General features: G+C 56.5%; 17 protein-coding genes. 5 read left to right on the forward strand and 12 right to left on the reverse strand.

Annotated features, from left to right (window positions below):
- Positions 1-5: 5 nt before the first annotated feature.
- Both rplY and ACRDD5_RS19350 read right to left on the reverse strand, forming a co-directional pair.
- Positions 6-290 (reverse strand): 50S ribosomal protein L25, encoded by a 285-nt coding sequence (gene rplY / locus ACRDD5_RS19345; protein ID WP_271282788.1) that lies wholly within the window; start codon positions 288-290, stop codon positions 6-8.
- A 124-nt stretch (positions 291-414) separates the two neighbouring features.
- Positions 415-2,175 carry a DEAD/DEAH box helicase gene (locus ACRDD5_RS19350; protein WP_438677712.1) on the reverse strand — a complete coding sequence of 587 codons (1,761 nt, stop codon included), beginning with the start codon at positions 2,173-2,175 and terminating at the stop codon, positions 415-417.
- Positions 2,176-2,323: 148 nt separating this feature from the next.
- On the opposite strand from ACRDD5_RS19350, the gene rsuA reads away from it, so the two are divergent.
- The 3 genes from rsuA (at position 2,324) to ACRDD5_RS19365 (ending at position 4,920) form a co-directional block, all read left to right on the forward strand.
- Complete coding sequence (gene rsuA, locus ACRDD5_RS19355; protein ID WP_438677713.1) at positions 2,324-3,031, forward strand: 16S rRNA pseudouridine(516) synthase RsuA; 708 nt, start codon at positions 2,324-2,326, stop codon at positions 3,029-3,031.
- 15 nt (positions 3,032-3,046) lie between these two features.
- Complete coding sequence (locus tag ACRDD5_RS19360; RefSeq protein ID WP_271282785.1) at positions 3,047-4,243, forward strand: Bcr/CflA family multidrug efflux MFS transporter; 1,197 nt, start codon at positions 3,047-3,049, stop codon at positions 4,241-4,243.
- 332 nt (positions 4,244-4,575) lie between these two features.
- Positions 4,576-4,920, forward strand: coding sequence for a YejG family protein (locus ACRDD5_RS19365; RefSeq protein WP_438677714.1), 345 nt, complete (start codon positions 4,576-4,578; stop codon positions 4,918-4,920).
- Between the two features lie 3 nt (positions 4,921-4,923).
- Here ACRDD5_RS19365 and yejF read toward each other — a convergent pair whose 3' ends face one another.
- From yejF to ACRDD5_RS19410, 9 genes are all read right to left on the reverse strand, one after another.
- On the reverse strand, positions 4,924-6,513 hold the full coding sequence (gene yejF, locus ACRDD5_RS19370) for a microcin C ABC transporter ATP-binding protein YejF (RefSeq protein ID WP_438677715.1): 1,590 nt from the start codon (positions 6,511-6,513) through the stop codon (positions 4,924-4,926).
- 1 nt (position 6,514) lies between these two features.
- The gene (locus tag ACRDD5_RS19375) at positions 6,515-7,540 is read right to left on the reverse strand and encodes an ABC transporter permease (protein WP_438677716.1); all 1,026 of its coding nucleotides are present in this window, start codon (positions 7,538-7,540) and stop codon (positions 6,515-6,517) included.
- Positions 7,540-8,634 carry a microcin C ABC transporter permease YejB gene (locus ACRDD5_RS19380; protein WP_438677717.1) on the reverse strand — a complete coding sequence of 365 codons (1,095 nt, stop codon included), beginning with the start codon at positions 8,632-8,634 and terminating at the stop codon, positions 7,540-7,542. Before ACRDD5_RS19380 ends, ACRDD5_RS19375 begins: the two co-directional genes overlap by 1 nt.
- 9 nt (positions 8,635-8,643) lie before the next feature.
- Positions 8,644-10,449, reverse strand: coding sequence for an extracellular solute-binding protein (locus tag ACRDD5_RS19385; RefSeq protein WP_438677718.1), 1,806 nt, complete (start codon positions 10,447-10,449; stop codon positions 8,644-8,646).
- 89 nt (positions 10,450-10,538) lie between these two features.
- A complete protein-coding gene (locus ACRDD5_RS19390; RefSeq protein WP_438677719.1) occupies positions 10,539-12,095 on the reverse strand; it encodes a cyclic di-GMP phosphodiesterase in 1,557 nt (518 codons plus the stop codon).
- A 191-nt stretch (positions 12,096-12,286) separates the two neighbouring features.
- Entirely contained in the window at positions 12,287-12,853 is a 567-nt protein-coding gene (mepS, locus tag ACRDD5_RS19395; protein ID WP_271282778.1) for a bifunctional murein DD-endopeptidase/murein LD-carboxypeptidase, read from the reverse strand.
- A 440-nt stretch (positions 12,854-13,293) separates the two neighbouring features.
- Positions 13,294-13,983 carry a phosphatase PAP2 family protein gene (locus ACRDD5_RS19400; protein WP_271282777.1) on the reverse strand — a complete coding sequence of 230 codons (690 nt, stop codon included), beginning with the start codon at positions 13,981-13,983 and terminating at the stop codon, positions 13,294-13,296.
- A 33-nt stretch (positions 13,984-14,016) separates the two neighbouring features.
- Entirely contained in the window at positions 14,017-15,003 is a 987-nt protein-coding gene (locus ACRDD5_RS19405) for a CobW family GTP-binding protein (RefSeq protein WP_438677720.1), read from the reverse strand.
- Positions 15,004-15,128: 125 nt separating this feature from the next.
- A complete protein-coding gene (locus ACRDD5_RS19410; protein ID WP_438677721.1) occupies positions 15,129-16,595 on the reverse strand; it encodes a mannitol dehydrogenase family protein in 1,467 nt (488 codons plus the stop codon).
- Positions 16,596-16,800: 205 nt separating this feature from the next.
- On the opposite strand from ACRDD5_RS19410, the gene uxuA reads away from it, so the two are divergent.
- The gene (uxuA, locus tag ACRDD5_RS19415) at positions 16,801-17,991 is read left to right on the forward strand and encodes a mannonate dehydratase (RefSeq protein ID WP_438677722.1); all 1,191 of its coding nucleotides are present in this window, start codon (positions 16,801-16,803) and stop codon (positions 17,989-17,991) included.
- Between the two features lie 83 nt (positions 17,992-18,074).
- Here uxuA and yeiP read toward each other — a convergent pair whose 3' ends face one another.
- On the reverse strand, positions 18,075-18,647 hold the full coding sequence (gene yeiP, locus ACRDD5_RS19420; RefSeq protein WP_271282773.1) for an elongation factor P-like protein YeiP: 573 nt from the start codon (positions 18,645-18,647) through the stop codon (positions 18,075-18,077).
- Positions 18,648-18,811: 164 nt separating this feature from the next.
- On the opposite strand from yeiP, the gene ACRDD5_RS19425 reads away from it, so the two are divergent.
- On the forward strand, positions 18,812-19,044 hold a 233-nt coding region (locus ACRDD5_RS19425), incomplete at its 3' end, for a YkgJ family cysteine cluster protein (protein ID WP_438677723.1).

Genomic DNA, 19,044 nt, shown 5'->3' on the forward strand with positions numbered 1-19,044 from the left:
AGCGATTAAGCGCGAACGAAGTCGATGTGGGTCAGTTTTGGCTTGAACGGGTGACGCTGAACAGCCTGAACTTTCACTTTCTCTTCTTTACCGTCAACAACGATAGTCAGAACTTCAGTGTAGAACCCTTCTTTAGTCTGCAGGTTCCAGACTTTGTCATGATCCAGTTCGATAGCTACTGGAGCAACATCGGCACCGTAAACGATAGCCGGGAACTTGTTAGCTGTGCGCAGGCGGCGGCTCGCACCCTTACCCTGCACTGCACGTACTTCTGCATCGATAGTGAACATTGATTACTCTCTGTAAATTAGTCCTGCTACAGGCGACCCAGTAACAGGTAAGTGTTCTGCCTCACGGATGTGAAGCGGGCGGCATTTTATACTTAAACGGCCCGCACATCAATGAAAAGTGCCCTTATCCCCGCAATTCATTGGCCCGGCGGTAGCGGCCCTGGTAATCGAAAACCTTCTCGCGCACCTGCCAGAACAGGCCTTTTTTACGTGCCACCACAAAGTCAGGATGGCGTAACAGCGGCTGCTGCTGAACGATATCGGCGGCGGTGATCCAGCGCAGCGGCACCCCGGGCGTGCGGGTATGCGGACGGATAAACAGCTGTTCAAAGGCGGTGCGCTGGGCGGGTGTCTGCAGACGGAAGCGCTCACTCACATCGGTGCCATCTTCATCGTAATAGGTGATTTTCAGCCACTCCCCTTTTTCATCCGCGCCGTGAGCCAGCACCATGCCGCTACAGCGCAGCACCAGCGCGTCTTTCAGCTTGAGGGCGGCTTTCAGCATATCGTCCGGATCCACCAGTACCGTATCGCAGGTGCGGCAGCGACGGGCAGCAATATCATTTTCGGCGTTGCACTGCGGGCAGTTTTTAAACCGAAAGCGGAAGTCACACTGTTCCCGATGGCCTTCATCATCCTCAAACCAGCCCTGACAGCGACGACCAAAGTGCTCTATTAAGGTGCCGTCGGCGGTGGTCTTTCCCCAGAAGGTGTTGGCAAATCCACAGGCCGGGCAAAACACCTGTACCGGCACATTGTCGCTTTTGCCTTTTGGCGCACCCACTTCCGGGGCATAGAGATCGTGCGGATTGCCGGCGTAATCCAGAATCAGGCAATCGGTTTTGCCGGGGGCTAAACGCAACCCGCGGCCGACAATCTGCTGATAAAGGCTGACGGATTCGGTCGGGCGCAGGATCGCAATCAGATCCACATGCGGGGCATCAAAGCCGGTGGTCAGGACCGAGACGTTGACCAGATAGCGAAACTGCTGCGCCTTAAAATCCTCAATCAGCCGGTCGCGCTCCGGGCCCGGCGTTTCGCCTGTGATAAGTCGGGCGTCATTGGCGGGCAGCAGGCCGGTGACCTCCCGGGCGTGTTCCACGGTGGCGGCAAAAATCATCACCCCTTTGCGCGCCTCGGCGAACTCCATAATCTGGCTGATAATGTGCGGGGTAATGCGATCCTGCTTTTTCAGCTCCAGATTAAGATCCGCCTCGCTGAACAGGCCGTTGCTCTGTACCTGCAGGCGGCTGAAATCGTACTGCACCACCGGCATATCCAGTCGCTCCGGTGGCGTGAGGTAGCCGTGTTTAATCATATAGCGCAGCGGCAGCTCGTAAATACAGTCGCGAAACAACGCCTTTTCATTGCCGCGCACCATGCCGTGATAGTGGAAGCGGTAGATCCAGCCCTTGCCGAGCCGAAACGGCGTGGCGGTCAGCCCCAGCAGGCGAATGTGCGGATTGACGCTCTTCAGGTGCGCGAGGATCTGCTGATACTGGCTGTCGTCATCGTCGCTGATGCGGTGGCACTCATCCACAATCAGCAGCGAGAATTCGCTGCGGAACATGTCCAGATTACGCGCCACCGACTGTACGCTGCCAAATACCACTTTGCCGTGGCTCTCTTTACGCTGGAGTCCGGCCGCGAAAATGTCGGCCTCGAGATCCAGTGCCAGGTATTTGGCATGGTTTTGCGCGACCAGCTCTTTAACGTGCGCCAGCACCAGCACGCGCCCGCGCGCCAGCCGCGCCAGTTCGGCAATCACCAGGCTTTTGCCCGCACCGGTGGGCAGCACAATGGCAGCCGGTTCTTTATGCTGGCGAAAGTGGGCGAGGGTGGCGTCGACGGCTTCCTGCTGATAGGGGCGAAGTGTAAAAGTCATGGTTTCTCGGTTTGGTTATCTCGCACATAGTATGCCACGAAACTTTTTCCCTTGAGTGGCGCAGATAGCCCGCTATACTGGGCTGTTCTAACTGCTTCTTTCGGACCTGTGGTCCGGCTCCTGGCACCCTTAAGGCTTAAAATATTTCATGCGACTTGATAAGTTTATCGCTCAGCAACTCGGCGTAAGCCGCGCTATTGCCGGGCGTCTGATCCGCGGCAGCCATGTGACTGTGGATGGCGACATTGTGCGAGACAGCGCTTTTAAACTCCAGCCTGACCATCAGGTGGAATACGAAGGCAACTCGCTGACGCAGCAAAATGGCCCGCGCTATTTCATGCTCAACAAACCGGATGGCTACGTCTGTTCCACCGACGATCCGGATCACCCGACGGTGCTCTATTTCCTTGATGAGCCGGTAGCCTACAAGCTGCATGCTGCCGGGCGTCTGGATATCGACACCACCGGTCTGGTGCTGATGACCGACGACGGGCAATGGTCGCACCGCATCACCTCCCCGCGTCACCACTGCGAGAAAACCTATCGGGTGAAGCTGGAATCGCCGGTCAGTGACAGCACCGCCGGGCAATTTGCCCACGGCGTTCAGCTGCATAATGAGAAAGATCTGACTAAACCAGCGGTGCTGGAAATCATCACCCCGACTGAGGTCCGTTTGACCATCAGCGAAGGGCGTTACCATCAGGTGAAGCGCATGTTTGCCGCCGTGGGCAACCACGTGGTCGGCCTGCATCGCGAACGTATCGGGGCGATTGCGCTCGACCCGGACCTTGAGCCAGGCGAATACCGTCCGCTGACGGAAGAAGAAATTGCCAGCGTTGGCCTGCTTTCACGCTAATCTCAGGAGCACACTGTGACCACCAGGCCACACTCGTCGTACAGCATCGTGTTTATTCTTGGCCTGCTGGCCATGCTGATGCCGTTGTCCATCGATATGTATCTGCCTGCGCTGCCGGTGATTTCCGCACAGTTCGGCGTTCCGGCTGGCAGCACGCAAATGACCCTCAGCACCTATATTCTGGGGTTTGCTTTGGGGCAGCTGCTGTATGGCCCTATGGCGGATAGCATCGGACGTAAGCCGGTGATCCTCGGTGGCACGCTGGTGTTTGCCGGTGCGGCGATGGCCTGTGCCCTGTCGCAGACCATCGATCAGCTGATTGTGATGCGTTTCTTCCACGGCCTGGCGGCTGCGGCGGCAAGCGTGGTGATCAATGCCCTGATGCGCGATATCTACCCGAAAGAAGAGTTCTCCCGCATGATGTCCTTTGTCATGCTGGTTACCACCGTTGCGCCGCTGGTGGCGCCAATGGTCGGGGGCGCGGTGCTGGTGTGGTTTAGCTGGCACGCCATTTTCTGGATCCTGGCGCTGGCGGCGCTGCTGGCCTCGGCGATGATCTTCTTCTTTATTAAAGAAACGCTGCCGATAGAACGGCGGCAGAAGTTCCACATTCGCACTACGCTGGGCAACTTTGCCTCGCTGTTTCGCCATAAGCGCGTGCTGAGCTATATGCTGGCCAGCGGTTTCAGCTTTGCCGGGATGTTCTCCTTCCTCAGCGCCGGGCCGTTTGTCTACATCGAGCTTAACCATGTGTCGCCGCAGCACTTTGGTTACTACTTTGCGCTGAACGTGGTGTTCATCTTTGTGCTGACGATGATTAACAGCCGCTTTGTGCGCCGGGTAGGGGCGCTGAACATGTTCCGCATCGGGCTGTGGATCCAGTTCGTGATGGCGGTGTGGATGGTGGTGACTGCTTACTTCGACGTGGGGTTCTGGGCGCTGGTATTTGGCATTGCGGCGTTTGTGGGCTGTATCTCGATGGTATCGTCCAATGCGATGGCGGTAATCCTCGACGAGTTCCCGCACATGGCCGGCACGGCCTCGTCGCTGGCGGGGACCTTCCGCTTTGGTATCGGCGCTATCGTTGGCGCGCTGCTCTCGCTGGCCACCTTCAACAGTGCCTGGCCGATGCTATGGTCAATCGCCCTGTGCGCCACCGGCTCGATTCTGTTCTGCCTTTACGCGAGTCGGCCCAAAAAATCGGTGAGCTGAATCACAAAAAAGGGTCCCGATGGGACCCTTTTTTGATACATGTCAACCAGGATGCTGTTCATTCCCGCCTGTTTTGTTTCTTTTATGTAAAATCTATTTATGTAAATAGTCACAACCTTGTAGTTAAAAAGGTTGAGTTAGATCGCAAAAACGGGTAAATATAGCGCCGACTGCGACCTGAAACGCTTACAAAAAGCTCTGACAAAGTAGACGCCAACGCCGATGGATTCTGGCTGTAAGCGTTTTCTTTTTAAAAACAGAGCAGGTCAGTAGCGATGTGTTACTATAAATGTAAATGAATTGTGAAGTATATTTTCTTCCGGGGAACGAACGTGAATACATTACAGCACTCCATTGTCCACCGCTTGCCGCAGAGCTATCGCTGGTCGGCGGGTTTTGCAGGTTCGAAAGTTGAACCGATTCCGCAAAGCACCCCGAACTGTGAAAACTGCCTGGTGGCGCTTAAACTGCTGAGCCCTGAAGAGGGTAACGCGTGGCCGGTAATGGAGCGACTGAGTCAGGCCCTGACCGACATTGAACTTTACAGCTCGGTGCTGGAGTGCGAAGGCGAGCCGTGTCTGTTCGTGAAAAGTCAGGATGAGTTTGCGGCGACCTGCCGACTGAAGAACTTTGGTGTGGCAATTGCCGAGCCTTTCTCCAACCAGAACTCTGCCTGAGCGTCAGCGCAACGCTAACAGCTGACGCGTATACGCCTGCGTCGGCGCGGCAAAGACGCGCTGGCATTCCCCCTGCTCGACCACCTCTCCCTGACGCAACACGATCACTTGATGGCAAAGCGCGCGCACGACCTGCAGGTCATGGCTGATAAAGATATAGGCTAGCCGGTGCTTTTTCTGTAAATCCTTCAGCAAGGCCAGAATTTGTGCCTGCACCGTTTTGTCGAGCGACGACGTCGGCTCGTCCAGGATAATCAGCTCCGGTTGCAGGATCAGTGCCCTGGCGATGGCGATGCGCTGACGCTGCCCACCGGAGAACGCCGCCGGATAGCGATGACGGGTCTCGGGATCGAGTCCCACTTCGCGCATCACGGTAATCACTTCCTCTTCACGCACCTGAAGGCTGAGGCCGGGCTGATGCACGCGCAGGCCCTCTTCGATAATTTGCTGCACGTTAAGGCGGGGATTGAGCGAAGAGTTCGGATCCTGAAAAACCACCTGCATCCGGTGACGGACGGGCAACATCTGTCGGCGATCCCAGCTGTGCAGCGGCTGACCGTCAAACAGAATCGTCCCCCGGGAGGCAATCAGGCGCAGCAGCGCCAGCCCGGTGGTGCTCTTCCCGGATCCTGACTCACCCACCAGCCCCAGCGTTTCTCCCGGACGTAAGGTGAAGCTGACGTTGCTCAGCACCTGCTTACTCTCCACCACGCGACGCAGCAGGCCTTTACGGACCGGGAATGCCACCGAGAGATCTTCCACCCGCAGCAGCGGCTCGGCATCCTGTGCCAGCGGCACCGGGTCGCCTGCGGGCTCGCTGTCGAGCAGCCGTTGGGTATAGGGGTGCTGTGGGGCAGTAAACAGCGACGAGGTGGTGTTCTGCTCCACGCAGCGCCCGTTCTGCATCACCGCGACCCGGTCGGCAAGCTTTTTCACAATGCCGAGATTGTGGGTGATAAACAGCAGACTCATGTTCAGCTCGTCGCGCAGCTCACGCAGCAGTTGCAGGATCTGTGCCTGCACCGTCACGTCCAGCGCGGTAGTCGGTTCATCGGCGATCAGCAGTTCCGGACGGGTGAGTAACGCCATGGCGATCATCACCCGCTGGCGTTCACCGCCGGAAAGCTGATGCGGAAAATCGCCGAGCCGTTTTGCCGCATTGCGGATCCCGGTGCGATCCAGGCAGTCGAGCATCTCGCCGCGCGCCGCCTCTTTGCGCATGCCGCGGTGCAGAGACAGCACCTCATAGAGCTGCTTTTCCAGCGTATGCAGCGGGTTAAGCGAGACCATCGGCTCCTGGAAAATCATCGCGATTTTGTTGCCGCGCACCCCGCGTAGCGTGCGCTCGTCGGCATGCAGCAGCGACTGGCCGCGAAACAGGATATCGCCCTGGGGATAAACCACCGGCGGAGTTGGGAGCAGGCGCAGCACCGACAGCGCCGTCACGCTCTTACCCGAGCCGGATTCGCCCACCAGCGCCAGGGTTTCGCCTTCGGCAATCTGCAGGGAGATATCGTTCACCACGGTGCGGGTTTCGTCCTGCTGACGAAAGGCGATGGAGAGCGCGTCGATGTGAAGCAGAGGCTGCGTCATCTTAAACCGCCTTGTTAGGATCAAAGGCATCGCGTACCGCTTCGCCAATAAAAATCAGCAGCGACAGCAGCACGGCCACCGAGAGGAAGGCGGTGATCCCGAGCCACGGCGCCTGCAAATTGTTTTTGCCCTGCAGCAGCAGCTCGCCCAGCGAAGGGGAACCCAGCGGCAGACCAAAGCCGAGAAAATCGAGCGAGGTGAGGGTGGTGATTGAGCTGCACAGAATAAACGGCAGGAAGGTCAGCGTCGCCACCATCGCATTGGGCAGCATATGGCGGAAAATAATCCCACGATCGCCAACTCCCAGCGCCTGCGCCGCGCGAATATAGTCGAAGTTACGGGTGCGTAAAAACTCGGCCCGCACCACGCCCACCAGCGCCATCCAGCCAAACAACACCGTAATGCCCAGCAGCCACCAGAAGTTAGGCTGCACCACGCTTGAGAGCAAAATGATTAAAAACAGCGTCGGCATCCCGGACCAGACTTCAATAAAGCGCTGCCCCCAGAGGTCGATTTTTCCGCCGTAATAACCCTGAATTGCCCCTGCCAGCACCCCCATCACGCTGGAGAAAAGGGTCAGCATCAGGCCGAACAGAATTGAAATCCGGGTGCCGTACAGAATGCGCGCCAGCACATCGCCGCCGTTAGCATCGGTGCCCAGCCAGTTCTGCGCCGAAGGTGGTGACGGGAAGGGGGTGTCGGTGGCAAAGTTAATGCTGTTGGCGCCAAAGCGCACTGGTGCCCACAGCACCCAGCCACGCGCGTTCAGCTGCGTGCGCAGCCACGGGTCCTGGTAATCTGCCGCGGTGGCAAACGGGCCGCCAAAATCTCGCTCGCTGTAATCTTTAACCAGCGGCACGTACCAGCGATCGTCAAAATGCACCAGCAGCGGTTTATCGTTGGCGACAATCTCTGCGCACAGGCTCAGAGCGAAAAACAGGGCAAAAATCCACAGCGACCAGTAGCCGCGGCGGTTATGGCGAAAACGTGCCCAGCGGGCCTGGTTAATAGGGCTTAATCGCGGCATCAGCGGCCCTCAAAGTCAATACGCGGATCGACCAGCGTATAGCAAATATCACTGAGGATATTCAGCAGCAGGCCAATCAAGGTGAAAATATAGAGCGTGCCAAACATCACCGGATAGTCACGCGAGACGGTCGCCTCGTAGCCGAGCAGGCCCAGGCCGTTAAGGGAGAACATCACCTCGATTAACAGCGAGCCGGTGAAGAACATGCTGATAAAGGTGGCGGGGAAACCGGCGATCACCAGCAGCATCGCGTTGCGGAAAATATGCGTCCACAGGATGCGCCGTTCGCTTACGCCTTTGGCGCGGGCGGTCACCACATACTGCTTGCGGATCTCGTCGAGGAAGGCGTTTTTGGTCAACATGGTCAGTGCGGCAAAGCCGCCGATCACCGTTGCCAGCACCGGCAGGGTGATGTGCCACAGGTAGTCGGTAATTTTTTTGTACCACGGCAGGCTACTGAAATCGGTCGATACCAGCCCACGCAGCGGGAAGAGATCCAGATAGCTGCCGCCGGCAAAAAAGACGATCAGCAGTACTGCGAACAGAAACGCCGGGATCGCATAGCCGACAATAATAAAGGTGCTGCTCCAGATATCGAACCGGCTGCCGTTATCCACCGCTTTGCGGATCCCGAGCGGGATCGAGACCATGTAGATAATCAACGTCCCCCACAGCCCCAGCGTAATCGACACCGGCAGGCTCTCTTTGATCAGATGCAGTACCGAGGCGCTGCGGAACAGGCTGTCGCCAAAATCGAAGCGCAGATAGTCCCACAGCATTTTGAAATAGCGCTCATGCAGCGGCTTATCGAATCCGTAACGCTGGGTGATCTCGGCGATCACCTCTGGATCGAGGCCGCGTCCGCCGCGATACTGGCTCTCGTTAATATTACCGACCCCGGTGCGGGCATGGCTGGCGCGCAGCCCTTCGCCGCCACCGCCGGGCATCGTCCCGCTGTTGCCGAATTCGATGGCGGCGATAGCCTGATCGACCGGCCCGCCGGGGGCAATCTGCACAATAAAAAAGTTGATGGTGATAATGGCCCACAAGGTGGGGATCACCAGCAGCAAGCGACGTAGTAAATAAGCGCCCATTGTGATTCCTTAACGCCGTTCGGCGGGTAATTTCGCCGCTTTGTTAACGTCATACCACCAGTTTTCAAACCCCAGCGAGTACACCGGACGCTGGGCAGGAAGCGAGAATTTATCCCAGTGGGCAACTCTGTCCTGCCCCATAAACCACATCGGCAGCATGTAATGGTTCCAGGTCAGCACCCGGTCGAGCGCCCGTCCCAGCGGCAGCAGTTTTTCTTTATTGCCCTGGGCGGCGACGATTTGGGCGATCAGGGCATCGACCGCCGGGTTTTTCACTCCCGGCGCGTTGTAGGTGGAATCTATATATTGCGAGGCCCATGAGATCTGCAGATCGGTGCTCGGCCACGGCATGGCCCGCCACAGGCGCGGCATCATGTCGTAATCGCGGTTACGCATCCGGTTGGTGATTTGCGAATTATCCACCTGGCGGATGTCCAGGGTAATGCCCAGTCGTTCAAGATTGTGCTGGAACGGCAGTACCCACTGGTTGTTGCCCCCGGAGGGGAGCAGCAGTTCAAAGCTCAGCGGCTTGCCGGTTTGCGTGTTGATCCGCTTCTGGTTTTTGATTTCCCACCCGGCCTCATCCAGCAGTTTACTGGCCTGCAGCAGGTTATCGCGATCAAAGCCGTCACCTGTCGAACGCGGCGGCTGGTAGAGTGTGGTGAACACCTCAGGAGGAACGGCCCCTTTGAGCGGCGCAAGCAGCGTCAGCTCGGCCGCATCCGGGTAGCCGTGCGCGGCATATTCGGTATTCTGGAAATAGCTGTTCACCCGGCTATAGGCGCCGTAGAACAGCGCCTTATTCATCCATTCGAAATCGAAGGCAAGGGTAATTGCCTGACGCACGCGGCTGTCGCTAAATACCGGACGCTGAATATTAAACGCCAGCCAGCGGGTATCCTGGGCCGAGTCATTCTTAAACGCCTCTTTGACGATGTAGCCACGGGTGAAGTTTTTCCCGTTATAGCGCGTCGCCCAGTTTTTGGCGCTGCTCTCTATTCGCATATCAAATGCGCCCGCTTTAAACGCTTCGAACGCCACGTTGTCGTCGAGGTAATAGTCGTAGCGCAGGGTGTCAAAGTTCCAGCGCCCGCGGTTTACCGGAAAATTGGCTGCCCAGTAATCTTTCACCCGGGAGTAAATCAGATACTGACCCATCCGCCAGTGGGTGATGCGATACGGCCCGCCTGCCAGCGGCGGGGTGGAGAGCGGGTCGCTGAGCTTATGATCCTTCCAGAACTTTTCGGGCATCACCGGCAGCGTCAGCAGGCTCAGCATGTCCTCTTTATTCGGGTGGGTGAGGGTGATGCGCACGGTCAGCGGGGCGATGGCAGTAACGTTGGCGCCTTTATAGACCAGACGAAATTGCGGCACGCCTTCGGTCATAAACTTGTGAAAGGTAAAAGCGACATCGCTGGCCTTCACCGGGGTGCCGTCATGAAAGCGCGCCAGCGGATTGAGGGTCAGCTCCATCCAGGAAAAGTCATCGGCGTAGCGCGCCATCTCGGCCACCAGCGGATAGTAGCTGCCCGGCTCGTCGTCAGAGGTGGTGAAGAGGGTATCGTAGAGCGCGTCGGTACGCTCGGCCGCCACGCCGCGCAAGGCATAGCGGTTGAAGTTGTCGAAGGTGCCGTTAGCCGACAGGGTCACGCTGCCGCCCTTCGGCGCTGCCGGGTTAACGTAGTCGTAATGGTCGAAATTAATGGCGTATTTCGGCTCGCCAATAACTGCAAAGGCGAAGCTCTCTTTTATGGTTTGCGCCTGACAAAGTCCACTTATCATCGCAATCAGCACCATCACAACGCGCACAATCATTCCGCTACGTATTCCTTTTTTGTTCTGACCCGCAGGCAGCGGGCCGGCTCGTTACCTGAATAATAAGTGACGCCGCTGAGGTTGTGAAATTATTCCCCGTCGAGCTGAACGTCAGGCTCCCAGACCATCAACTGCTCCAGGCGCATCGGGCGACTGATCCAGAACCCTTGCAGCAGGTTGACGCCGTGCTCCCGCAGCCATTTTGCCTGTTCGGGTGTCTCCACCCCTTCTGCTACCGTCACCATATTCAGGCGGCGAGCCAGAGTCAAAACGGCATCCAGCACCGGTGAGGTGACCGTTTCCATGCCGATGGTGCTGACGAACCCCCGGTCGATTTTGAGGTAGTCCATGGTAAAGCGCTCCAGATAGATCAGCGCACTGTGCCCGGTACCGAAATCATCCACCGCCACTTCAAACCCTTCCAGATGCAGCCACTCAAACAGCTTTGTCGCTTCCCTCTGGTTGAGCATGTCGCGCTCGGTAATTTCGAGTACCAGCTGAAAATGATCTGGCGGCAGCGAGGCGGCGAACTGGCGCATGTCGTCTTTGAAGCTGTCGGCGTGCAGATGGCCAGGAGCGATGTTGATCCCCAGCTTGGAACCCGGCGGCAGCCGCTTCTGCAGCATCGGGGCGTCGCGCCGGATCAGATCGAAGAGGTGCAGCGTCAAAGGCACGATCAGCTTCTGCGCTTCGGCAAAGTTAATAAAGGCATCCGGCGGGATCTCCCCGGCGCCGGGATGGTGCCAGCGCATCAGCACTTCGACGCCGCGCATCTGTAAATCATGCGCATCCACCACCGGCTGGTAAACCACGTAAAATTGATTCTGCTTGATGGCGGTGAGGATCTCTTTACGCGGATTTGCGCGGGTGATGATCAGGTAGTAGCAGAGCCCGCTGGCCAGCGCGCCGCACATCAGGCCAAAGAGCAGGGCAAACTGCACCTCTTCCAGCATCCAGCTATCGGCATACAGATAGATTTGCAGCGGTAGTCCCTTTACCTGAACCGAACGGACGGGCTTGCCGTGTAAATCGGCCGACAGCAGCAGCCGGTCTGACCAGGTGGTGAACGCCATATTGCCGACAACCAGCGCCACGCCGATAAACTCGTCCTGGCGGGCGGTATACAGCAGATAAGGCACAAGGTTGAGGTTAATGGAGGTAAACACCCCGCCGTTCGCCAGCAGGGGATTGCTCATCCACAGTGCAATGGCCGGTTTTTTCGGCATCATTGGTGTGCCGGGCAACAGGGCCATGTCAACGTCTTTATTTACGTCGATTGTGGGTACCAGCTCCGAGATCGGCATTTGCATCGGTCCGGTAGCCGAGGAGCAAAAGGCGATTTTGTCTTTGACCAGCAGAAAGGCGCGGACGTTGAGGCTGAATGCGGCGCGTGATGTGAGTTCAGAGGCGATACCGCTGCACTGGCTTAAGGTGAGCGGCTGCAGCATATCAACCGAGCGGCGCAGCTCGGAAAAATAGCCGTTCATGTAGTTAGCAAGACCACTGATCAGACTGTCGTATCTTACTTCCTGCTTATGGCGACTCATCAAAAACTGCGAACCGCCGCAGAGCAGGGTGATAAGAAGTCCGGCGGTCAGGCTGAGGATCAGCGCTTTGCGGCGAAATGATAAATAGCGGGTGAACATAAACGTTATGGGATCCTGAAAGGCCGCTCGCGTCATCTTGACGGCTAAACTCACGTAACGAGACTATAGCCTGGAACGTCCTGACCCGCGCCAGATGGAGATGAATCGCAGATCGTAAAACAAAAAAAGCACTGCCGGAGCAGTGCTTTTATGCTGGGCTGTCAGTCAAGGGAAACAGACAGTACCAGGGGTTAACTACGGGTCAGAACACGACGCGCTTCGTTATAGCGCTTTTTCCAGTATGGCTCGTTCATGCTGGAAATAATCACACCGCTGCTGGTGGATGCGTGGACAAACTGGTCGTTACCAATATATATGCCGACATGACGGCCGGTTGAACCCGCCCGGAAGAGCACTAAATCACCCGTACGTAAACTGGTACGTGAAATAGATTTGCCCATTTCCTGTTGTTCATAAGTTGAACGCGGAAGTTCTAACCCAAACTGCTCACGGAAAGTACGCTGTACGAAACCGGAACAATCAATTCCCTTTTTAGTGCTGCCGCCTAAGCGATAGCGTACGCCTTTCCAGCTGGCATACTGGTCCATCAGTCTGGATTTGATATCCAGATTGCTGACCATCTTTTCAAATTCATCCTGAGAGGCTTGCAGTGAAGAGGCGTCTTCCGAACCCACAACACGCGTCTCAGGATGCATATTCTTTGCGGTATTAGTTGTACAAGCTGAAAGCAGAACCGCTACTGCTATCGCCGGGATCACTCGTGAGATGTATCTCAAAATCGGTTGAGATTTGACCATTTTGTTTATTTTCCCTTGAAGTCCTTAACGACGAATATCGTTATAAAAAATGCCAAGCGAGACGAGACTAAATACCTGCGCACAATGAGACAATTCTTTATGGTCAAATCTGTGGCGAGCCGCACAAATTTATTTACATTAAAAAATAATAACCGCACTGAGGTAAAACGAGTTTGAGATTACCCCATCGTGCGGGTCAATGCGAGTAAAAATATCCTTTTTTTATAAGAAAAAGTGATACCTAAAGTCACTGCGCGGGAAAGAGAAACACAACCATTATGCTGGTTAATAATTGTGCAAATCGTTCATTTTTCACGGAATTATTTTTGTCGCAATAGGACATTTCGGAAATGAAAAGGCTGAAAATTACCCGTGGTCATTAAATAATCAGTGATGGATATTGTTAATAACGGTGCGTTATTTGTTTTAAAATTGTTGTATTAACCCGGCAAGTAACGATCGAACAAGGCAATAACCCGATCGCTCAAAGGAGTCATAAGACACCAGGGAAGACCAATCAACGCGACCGAAACCGAGCCAACGGCAATATCACTGAACCAGTGCGCGCCAATCATTACCCGGGGGAAGGCAAAAACCATAAAAATAATCAGGGCTAATGCGAAAGTCTTAGACCCAAAATAACGCCACATAAATGCGGAAAAAATAAGCAGCATCATGCCGTGATCGCCCGGGAAACTGTCTTTGGAAGCGTCTTTTGTCGAAATGTTCAGCAGTTCGCTGACGCGGTAAATATCCGGGAAGAACAGGGTCGGGCTTGAACGCTTAACCGGGATAATAGCCTGCGCCAGCTGATTGATCACCACCGCGGCCAGCAGCATCGTTAAACCAATCATCACAATGCGTCGACGTCCCGCCGCGTTCTCCTGACGCCAGAAGGTGAGCATTAAATAGCCCATCGCCAGCAGCGAGCAGGCGTCAAACGCGCGGTTGTTGGTGATCGCCACCAGCCATAAGAAGGCGCGGCTCTTCACCAGTTCCTGATTAAAGAAGTGGAAGATCCCACTGTCCAGCGGGAACCAGAAACCGTGGTTCACCGGCAGGTACCAGGATAAAAAGAGCGCCAGACCGGCGATATTGAGCAGTAAAATAAGTGGTATTCGGGTTGTCATCTTTATGTCGTCAGCAGTTAAAACGGGGCAACGTTAGTCGCCCGAGGTTAAACGAAGCTTCAACAGGCTGGACTGAAGCGCATTCCAGTCGGTGTTAACCGCACTAATTAACTCTATACGGCTATCCGGTGGCGCGACATTCTGTGTTTCGATATGGAAATCGCTCCCCTGACGATTGACGCGCACCAGCCCTTCAGGAATGCGCATCACCCCTTTTACCCGTTCAACCGGCGCAAGGCGTGCCCACTCCAGCAGGCCAATGGTGTCGAAGCAGGTGTCGGCATCAAATACCCAGCCACAGGCGTGATGCCCCTGGCCGCTGTTCAGGCTGCGACGCCAGCGCTGGTGCGCGGGCAGGCTCAATGCTGCCAGGCCCTGTTTCTCGCCACGACCGTGTGAATGCTCAGCGCTGGCGGGCAGCTCGGCGACGTTATGCCGAGGCAGGTCGAGGAGGGCATTATCAATAGCCCCCTGCGTGGTGTGCTGCAGTTGGCGATCGCCGCCGAAGTGCTGCCACCACAGTGTCAGCGCGGCAGCGCTTTCGGGGGTGGCGCGATCTTCTTTATTGGCAATGATGATATCGGCGGCGGCAAGCTGATCGCGGAAGTTATCGTTCTGGACGCTTTTCTCATCCAGCAGCTGGCGCGGGTCGAGCAGGCACAGGGTGGCGCGCAGGTCGATCCACGGCTCATACACCGGGGCGGTCAGCAGGTCGAGGATCTGTTTCGGATGGCCAAGGCCCGTGGGCTCAATCAGTAAACGGTCGGGTTTACCCTGACGCAGCAGGGTGTTCAGCCCTACCTGCATCGGTAAACCATTGACGCAGCACATGCATCCGCCTGGGATCTCCTTAATCAGGGCACCGCTATCCGCCAGCAGGGCACCGTCGATACCGATCTCGCCAAACTCATTGACCAGCACGGCCCATTTTTCGTCAGGATCTTTGTTGGCCAGCAGGTGCAATATCGACGTGGTTTTTCCGCTGCCGAGAAAACCGGTGATCAGGTTGGTTTTAGTCACATGTGCTCCAGGAGTGATAAATGTAATGCTATAACAATTATCAGTAATCCTGGCGCAAAAGAACAGTGCTGAGAAGGGAAGAGGCGAACGGAGAGAACCCCCGCTCGCGTATCAGGCACCGATCGTTAAAGATTCAGCGTATCAATAACGGCCTGCCGTGCACCCGACTGGCTGATGCGCTGCCAGGCCTGGGTGATTGCGTCGACAAACTGCGCATCCTGCGGCAAATCGTTGCCAAAAATTTCACTCAGCGTCAGCAGGGCGGTGACGCGTTCCTGCTCGCTGCTGGTCTCAACAAGGGCGCGGATTTTGTCGCTGAGCGGATCGCGCACGTCAATGGCGTTGCCCGCGTCGTCCACACCGCTGACGTAGCGCATCCAGCCGGCCACGCCGAGCGCCAGCAGCGGCCAGGCGGTTCCTTGCTGGCGGTGGATGCGAATACCTTCGAGCATCCGCTGGGGCAGTTTCTGGCTGCCGTCCATCGCAATTTGCCAGGTCCGATGCTGCAGGGCCGGATTGGCAAAACGGTTGATCAGACTGTCGGCATAGGCGGTGAGATCCACCCCGGTGATGCGCAGGGTTGGGGCCTGCTCGCTCAGCATCAGACGGCGGGCGGCGTCGCGCAGGCTGGCGTCGGCCATGCAGTCGTTGATGTGGGCGAACCCGGCCAGATAGCCCAGGTACGCCAGGAAGGAGTGGCTGCCGTTAAGCATGCGCAGCTTCATCTGCTCCCACGGCAGGACGTCCTGCACCATCTGCACGTCAGCGGCTTCCCATTGCGGGCGACCGGCGACAAAATTGTCCTCAATCACCCACTGCACAAACGGCTCGCAGCTGATGGCGCACGGATCCTCAACGCCCACTTCACGGGCAATTTCTGCCAGTGACGCGTCGGTCGCGGCGGGGACGATGCGGTCAACCATGGTGCCGGGGAAGCTGACATGCTCCGCAATCCACGCTGCCAGCGCCGGCGAGCGTTTGTTAGCCATCCCCAGCACCGCGTTTTTCACTACGTGGCCGTTATCGGGAATGTTATCGCAGGAGAGGACGCTGAACGGCGACAGGCCCCGCTCGCGGCGGCGATGCAATGCTTCGACCAGGATCCCCGGCGCCGAGTGCGGCTGGTCCGGGTTTTCCAGATCGTGAATAATACGTTCATTAGCGGTATCCAGCGCGCCGGTGGCCGGATCAATGCAGTAACCTTTTTCGGTAATCGTCAGGGAGACAATCGCCACCTGCGGTTCACAAAATTTTTCAATGATCGCCGCCAGTGAATCCAGCTTCGCGTTCAGGCACTCATGAACCGCCCCGACGATAATCGGCTGATTGCCATCGGCACCTTTTTCCAGCACCGTAAACAGATGGTCCTGCGCCCGCAGTTGGCTCATCAGCGTATCACCGCTAAACAGGCTAATCTCACATATCCCCCAGTCGCCACCCCTGGCGTTCAGCACCCGGTCAGTCAGTAACGCCTGATGGGCACGATGAAAGGCGCCAAAGCCGAAATGCACAATGCGGGAGCGCAGTTTCTGGCGATCGTACTGCGGCTGCAATACGTGAGCGGGTAGTGTGGTGGAAGCAATTGTCTTCATGAAATAAACACCTGATTAACCGTTAATTAACAATCTCAGTGTAAAGTTATATGACAGCAAATTGAATTGGTAAGCCGTAATTATCCGGGAACTGTGAGGTAGATCAATCAATCTGGCGAGGCACGTTGACCCTTTACCGCAAGCCTGTATGGTAGTCGTCATAGTAGTCATTCATATTGGTATAACAACTTTAGAGGGTGAAGCAATGGAACAAACATGGCGTTGGTATGGGCCAAAAGATCCGGTTTCTCTTGATGATGTGCGTCAGGCTGGCGCAACCGGCGTTGTCACGGCGCTGCACCATATTCCTAATGGGCAGGTGTGGCCGGTAGAGGAAATTAAGCAGCGTCAGGCGCTGCTGGCGGAGAAAGGGTTGACCTGGTCGGTGGTCGAAAGTATCCCGGTTCACGAAGAGATCAAAACCCATTCGGGCGACTGCGCCACCTGGATCGCCAACTATCAGCAGAGCATTCGTAACCTGGCGGCCTGCGGCATTGATACCGTGTGCTACAACTTTATGCCGATCCTCGACTGGACGCGTACCGACCTGGAGTACGAACTGCCGGACGGCTCTAAAGCGCTGCGTTTTGACCAGATTGCCTTTGCCGCCTTTGAGCTGCACATTCTCAAGCGCGACGGCGCCGCGGCGGACTACAGCCCGGAAGAGCAGCAGCAGGCGCTGGCGTGGTTTAACGCCGCCAGCGAAGCCGATATCGAAAAACTGACCCGCAATATCATCGCCGGTCTGCCGGGTGCGGAAGAGGGCTACACCCTCGATCAGTTCCGCGCGCGTCTGGCGGAGTACGGCCATATCGACAAAGCCCAGCTGCAGCAGAATATGGCCCACTTCCTGCGGGCTATCGTTCCGGTTGCTGAAGAAGCAGGCGTGCGCCTGGCGGTTCACCCGGACGATCCACCGCGTCCAATCCTCGGCCTGCCGCGCATCGTCTCAACGATTGAAGATATGCAGTGGCTGAAAGACGCCGTTAACAGTATCCATAACGGCTTTACCATGTGTACGGGCTCTTACGGCGTGCGTGCGGATAACGACCTGGTGCAGATGATCGAAACTTTCGGCGACCGTATTCACTTCACCCACCTGCGCGCCACCTGCCGGGAAGAGAATCCGAAGACCTTCCATGAAGCAGCGCACCTGGGCGGCGACGTCAATATGGTCGCGGTTGTGGATGCGATCCTGCGTGAAGAGCAGCGCCGCAAACAGGCGGGCGATCTGCGTCCGATCCCGTTCCGTCCGGATCACGGCCACCAGATGCTGGATGACCTGCGTAAGAAAACCAACCCGGGCTACTCGGCGATTGGGCGGTTGAAAGGGATGGCGGAAGTGCGCGGCGTGGAGCTGGCGCTGAAGATGACCAAATATCCTGAGCTGCTGTAACCTCTATAAACATAAAAAAACCGGCTCGATGGCCGGTTTTTTGTCGGCCCGGTAAGCGCAACGTCACCGGGCAAGCCGCACGATCAGTCAGCACGACCCATATAGCGTTTTTCTTCAATATGGATGCGGATTTTTTCACCTGCGGACAGGTATTCAGGCACCTGTACCACCAGACCGGTGGTCAGGGTCGCCGGCTTGTTACGCGCAGAGGCTGACGCGCCTTTGATGCCAGGTGCCGTTTCCACGATCTCGAGGTCAACCGTCTGCGGCAGCTCAAGCGCCAGCAGTACGCCGTCCCAGGTCAGAACCTGCATATCCGGCATCCCGCCTTCCGGAATGAACAACAGCTCTTCTTCAATCTGATCTTTGGTGAAGATATACGGGGTGTAATCTTCTTTATCCATAAAGACGTATTCGTTGCCGTCAATATAGGAGAAATCAACATAGCGGCGGGTCAGGGTAACGGTATCCACGATATCGTCGCCTTTAAAACGCTCTTCCACTTTCAAGCCGGTACGCACATCGGCAAAACGCATTTTATACAGCGTTGCTGCGCCACGGGCGCTGGGTGCCTGAATGTCGATGTCTTTAACAATCAGCAGTTTGCTGTTGTAATTCAGCACCATACCTTTCTTAATCTCGTTCGCTCTTGGCATTGCTTTAATCCTGTTCACGGGAAGGTCAAAAATATCGCGTCAAATTACTCGCGCGCGGCATTTCAGGCAAGCGGAATCAGCGGCTTTTGCTATCAATACACAAAAGGTGTTACTGTGCGCGACACCCCCGCTGATGCGGGTTTCAGTCAACCCGGAGAGCGTATATGGATTGTCGTCCAGACTGCGGAGCATGCTGCACCGCACCGTCCATTTCCAGCCCCATTCCCGGGATGCCTGACGGCAAGCCTGCCAATACGCCCTGCGTTCAGCTTGATGCGCAGCAGCGCTGCAAAATATTCGGCTTGAGCTCGCGCCCCAAAGTGTGCGCTGGCCTGCAGCCAGCGCGGGAGATGTGCGGCACCTCGCGTCCCCAGGCCATGACCTGGCTGCTGGAACT

The organism is Silvania sp., assembly GCF_051656365.1.
GTDB lineage: Bacteria > Pseudomonadota > Gammaproteobacteria > Enterobacterales > Enterobacteriaceae > Enterobacter > Enterobacter hatchlandensis.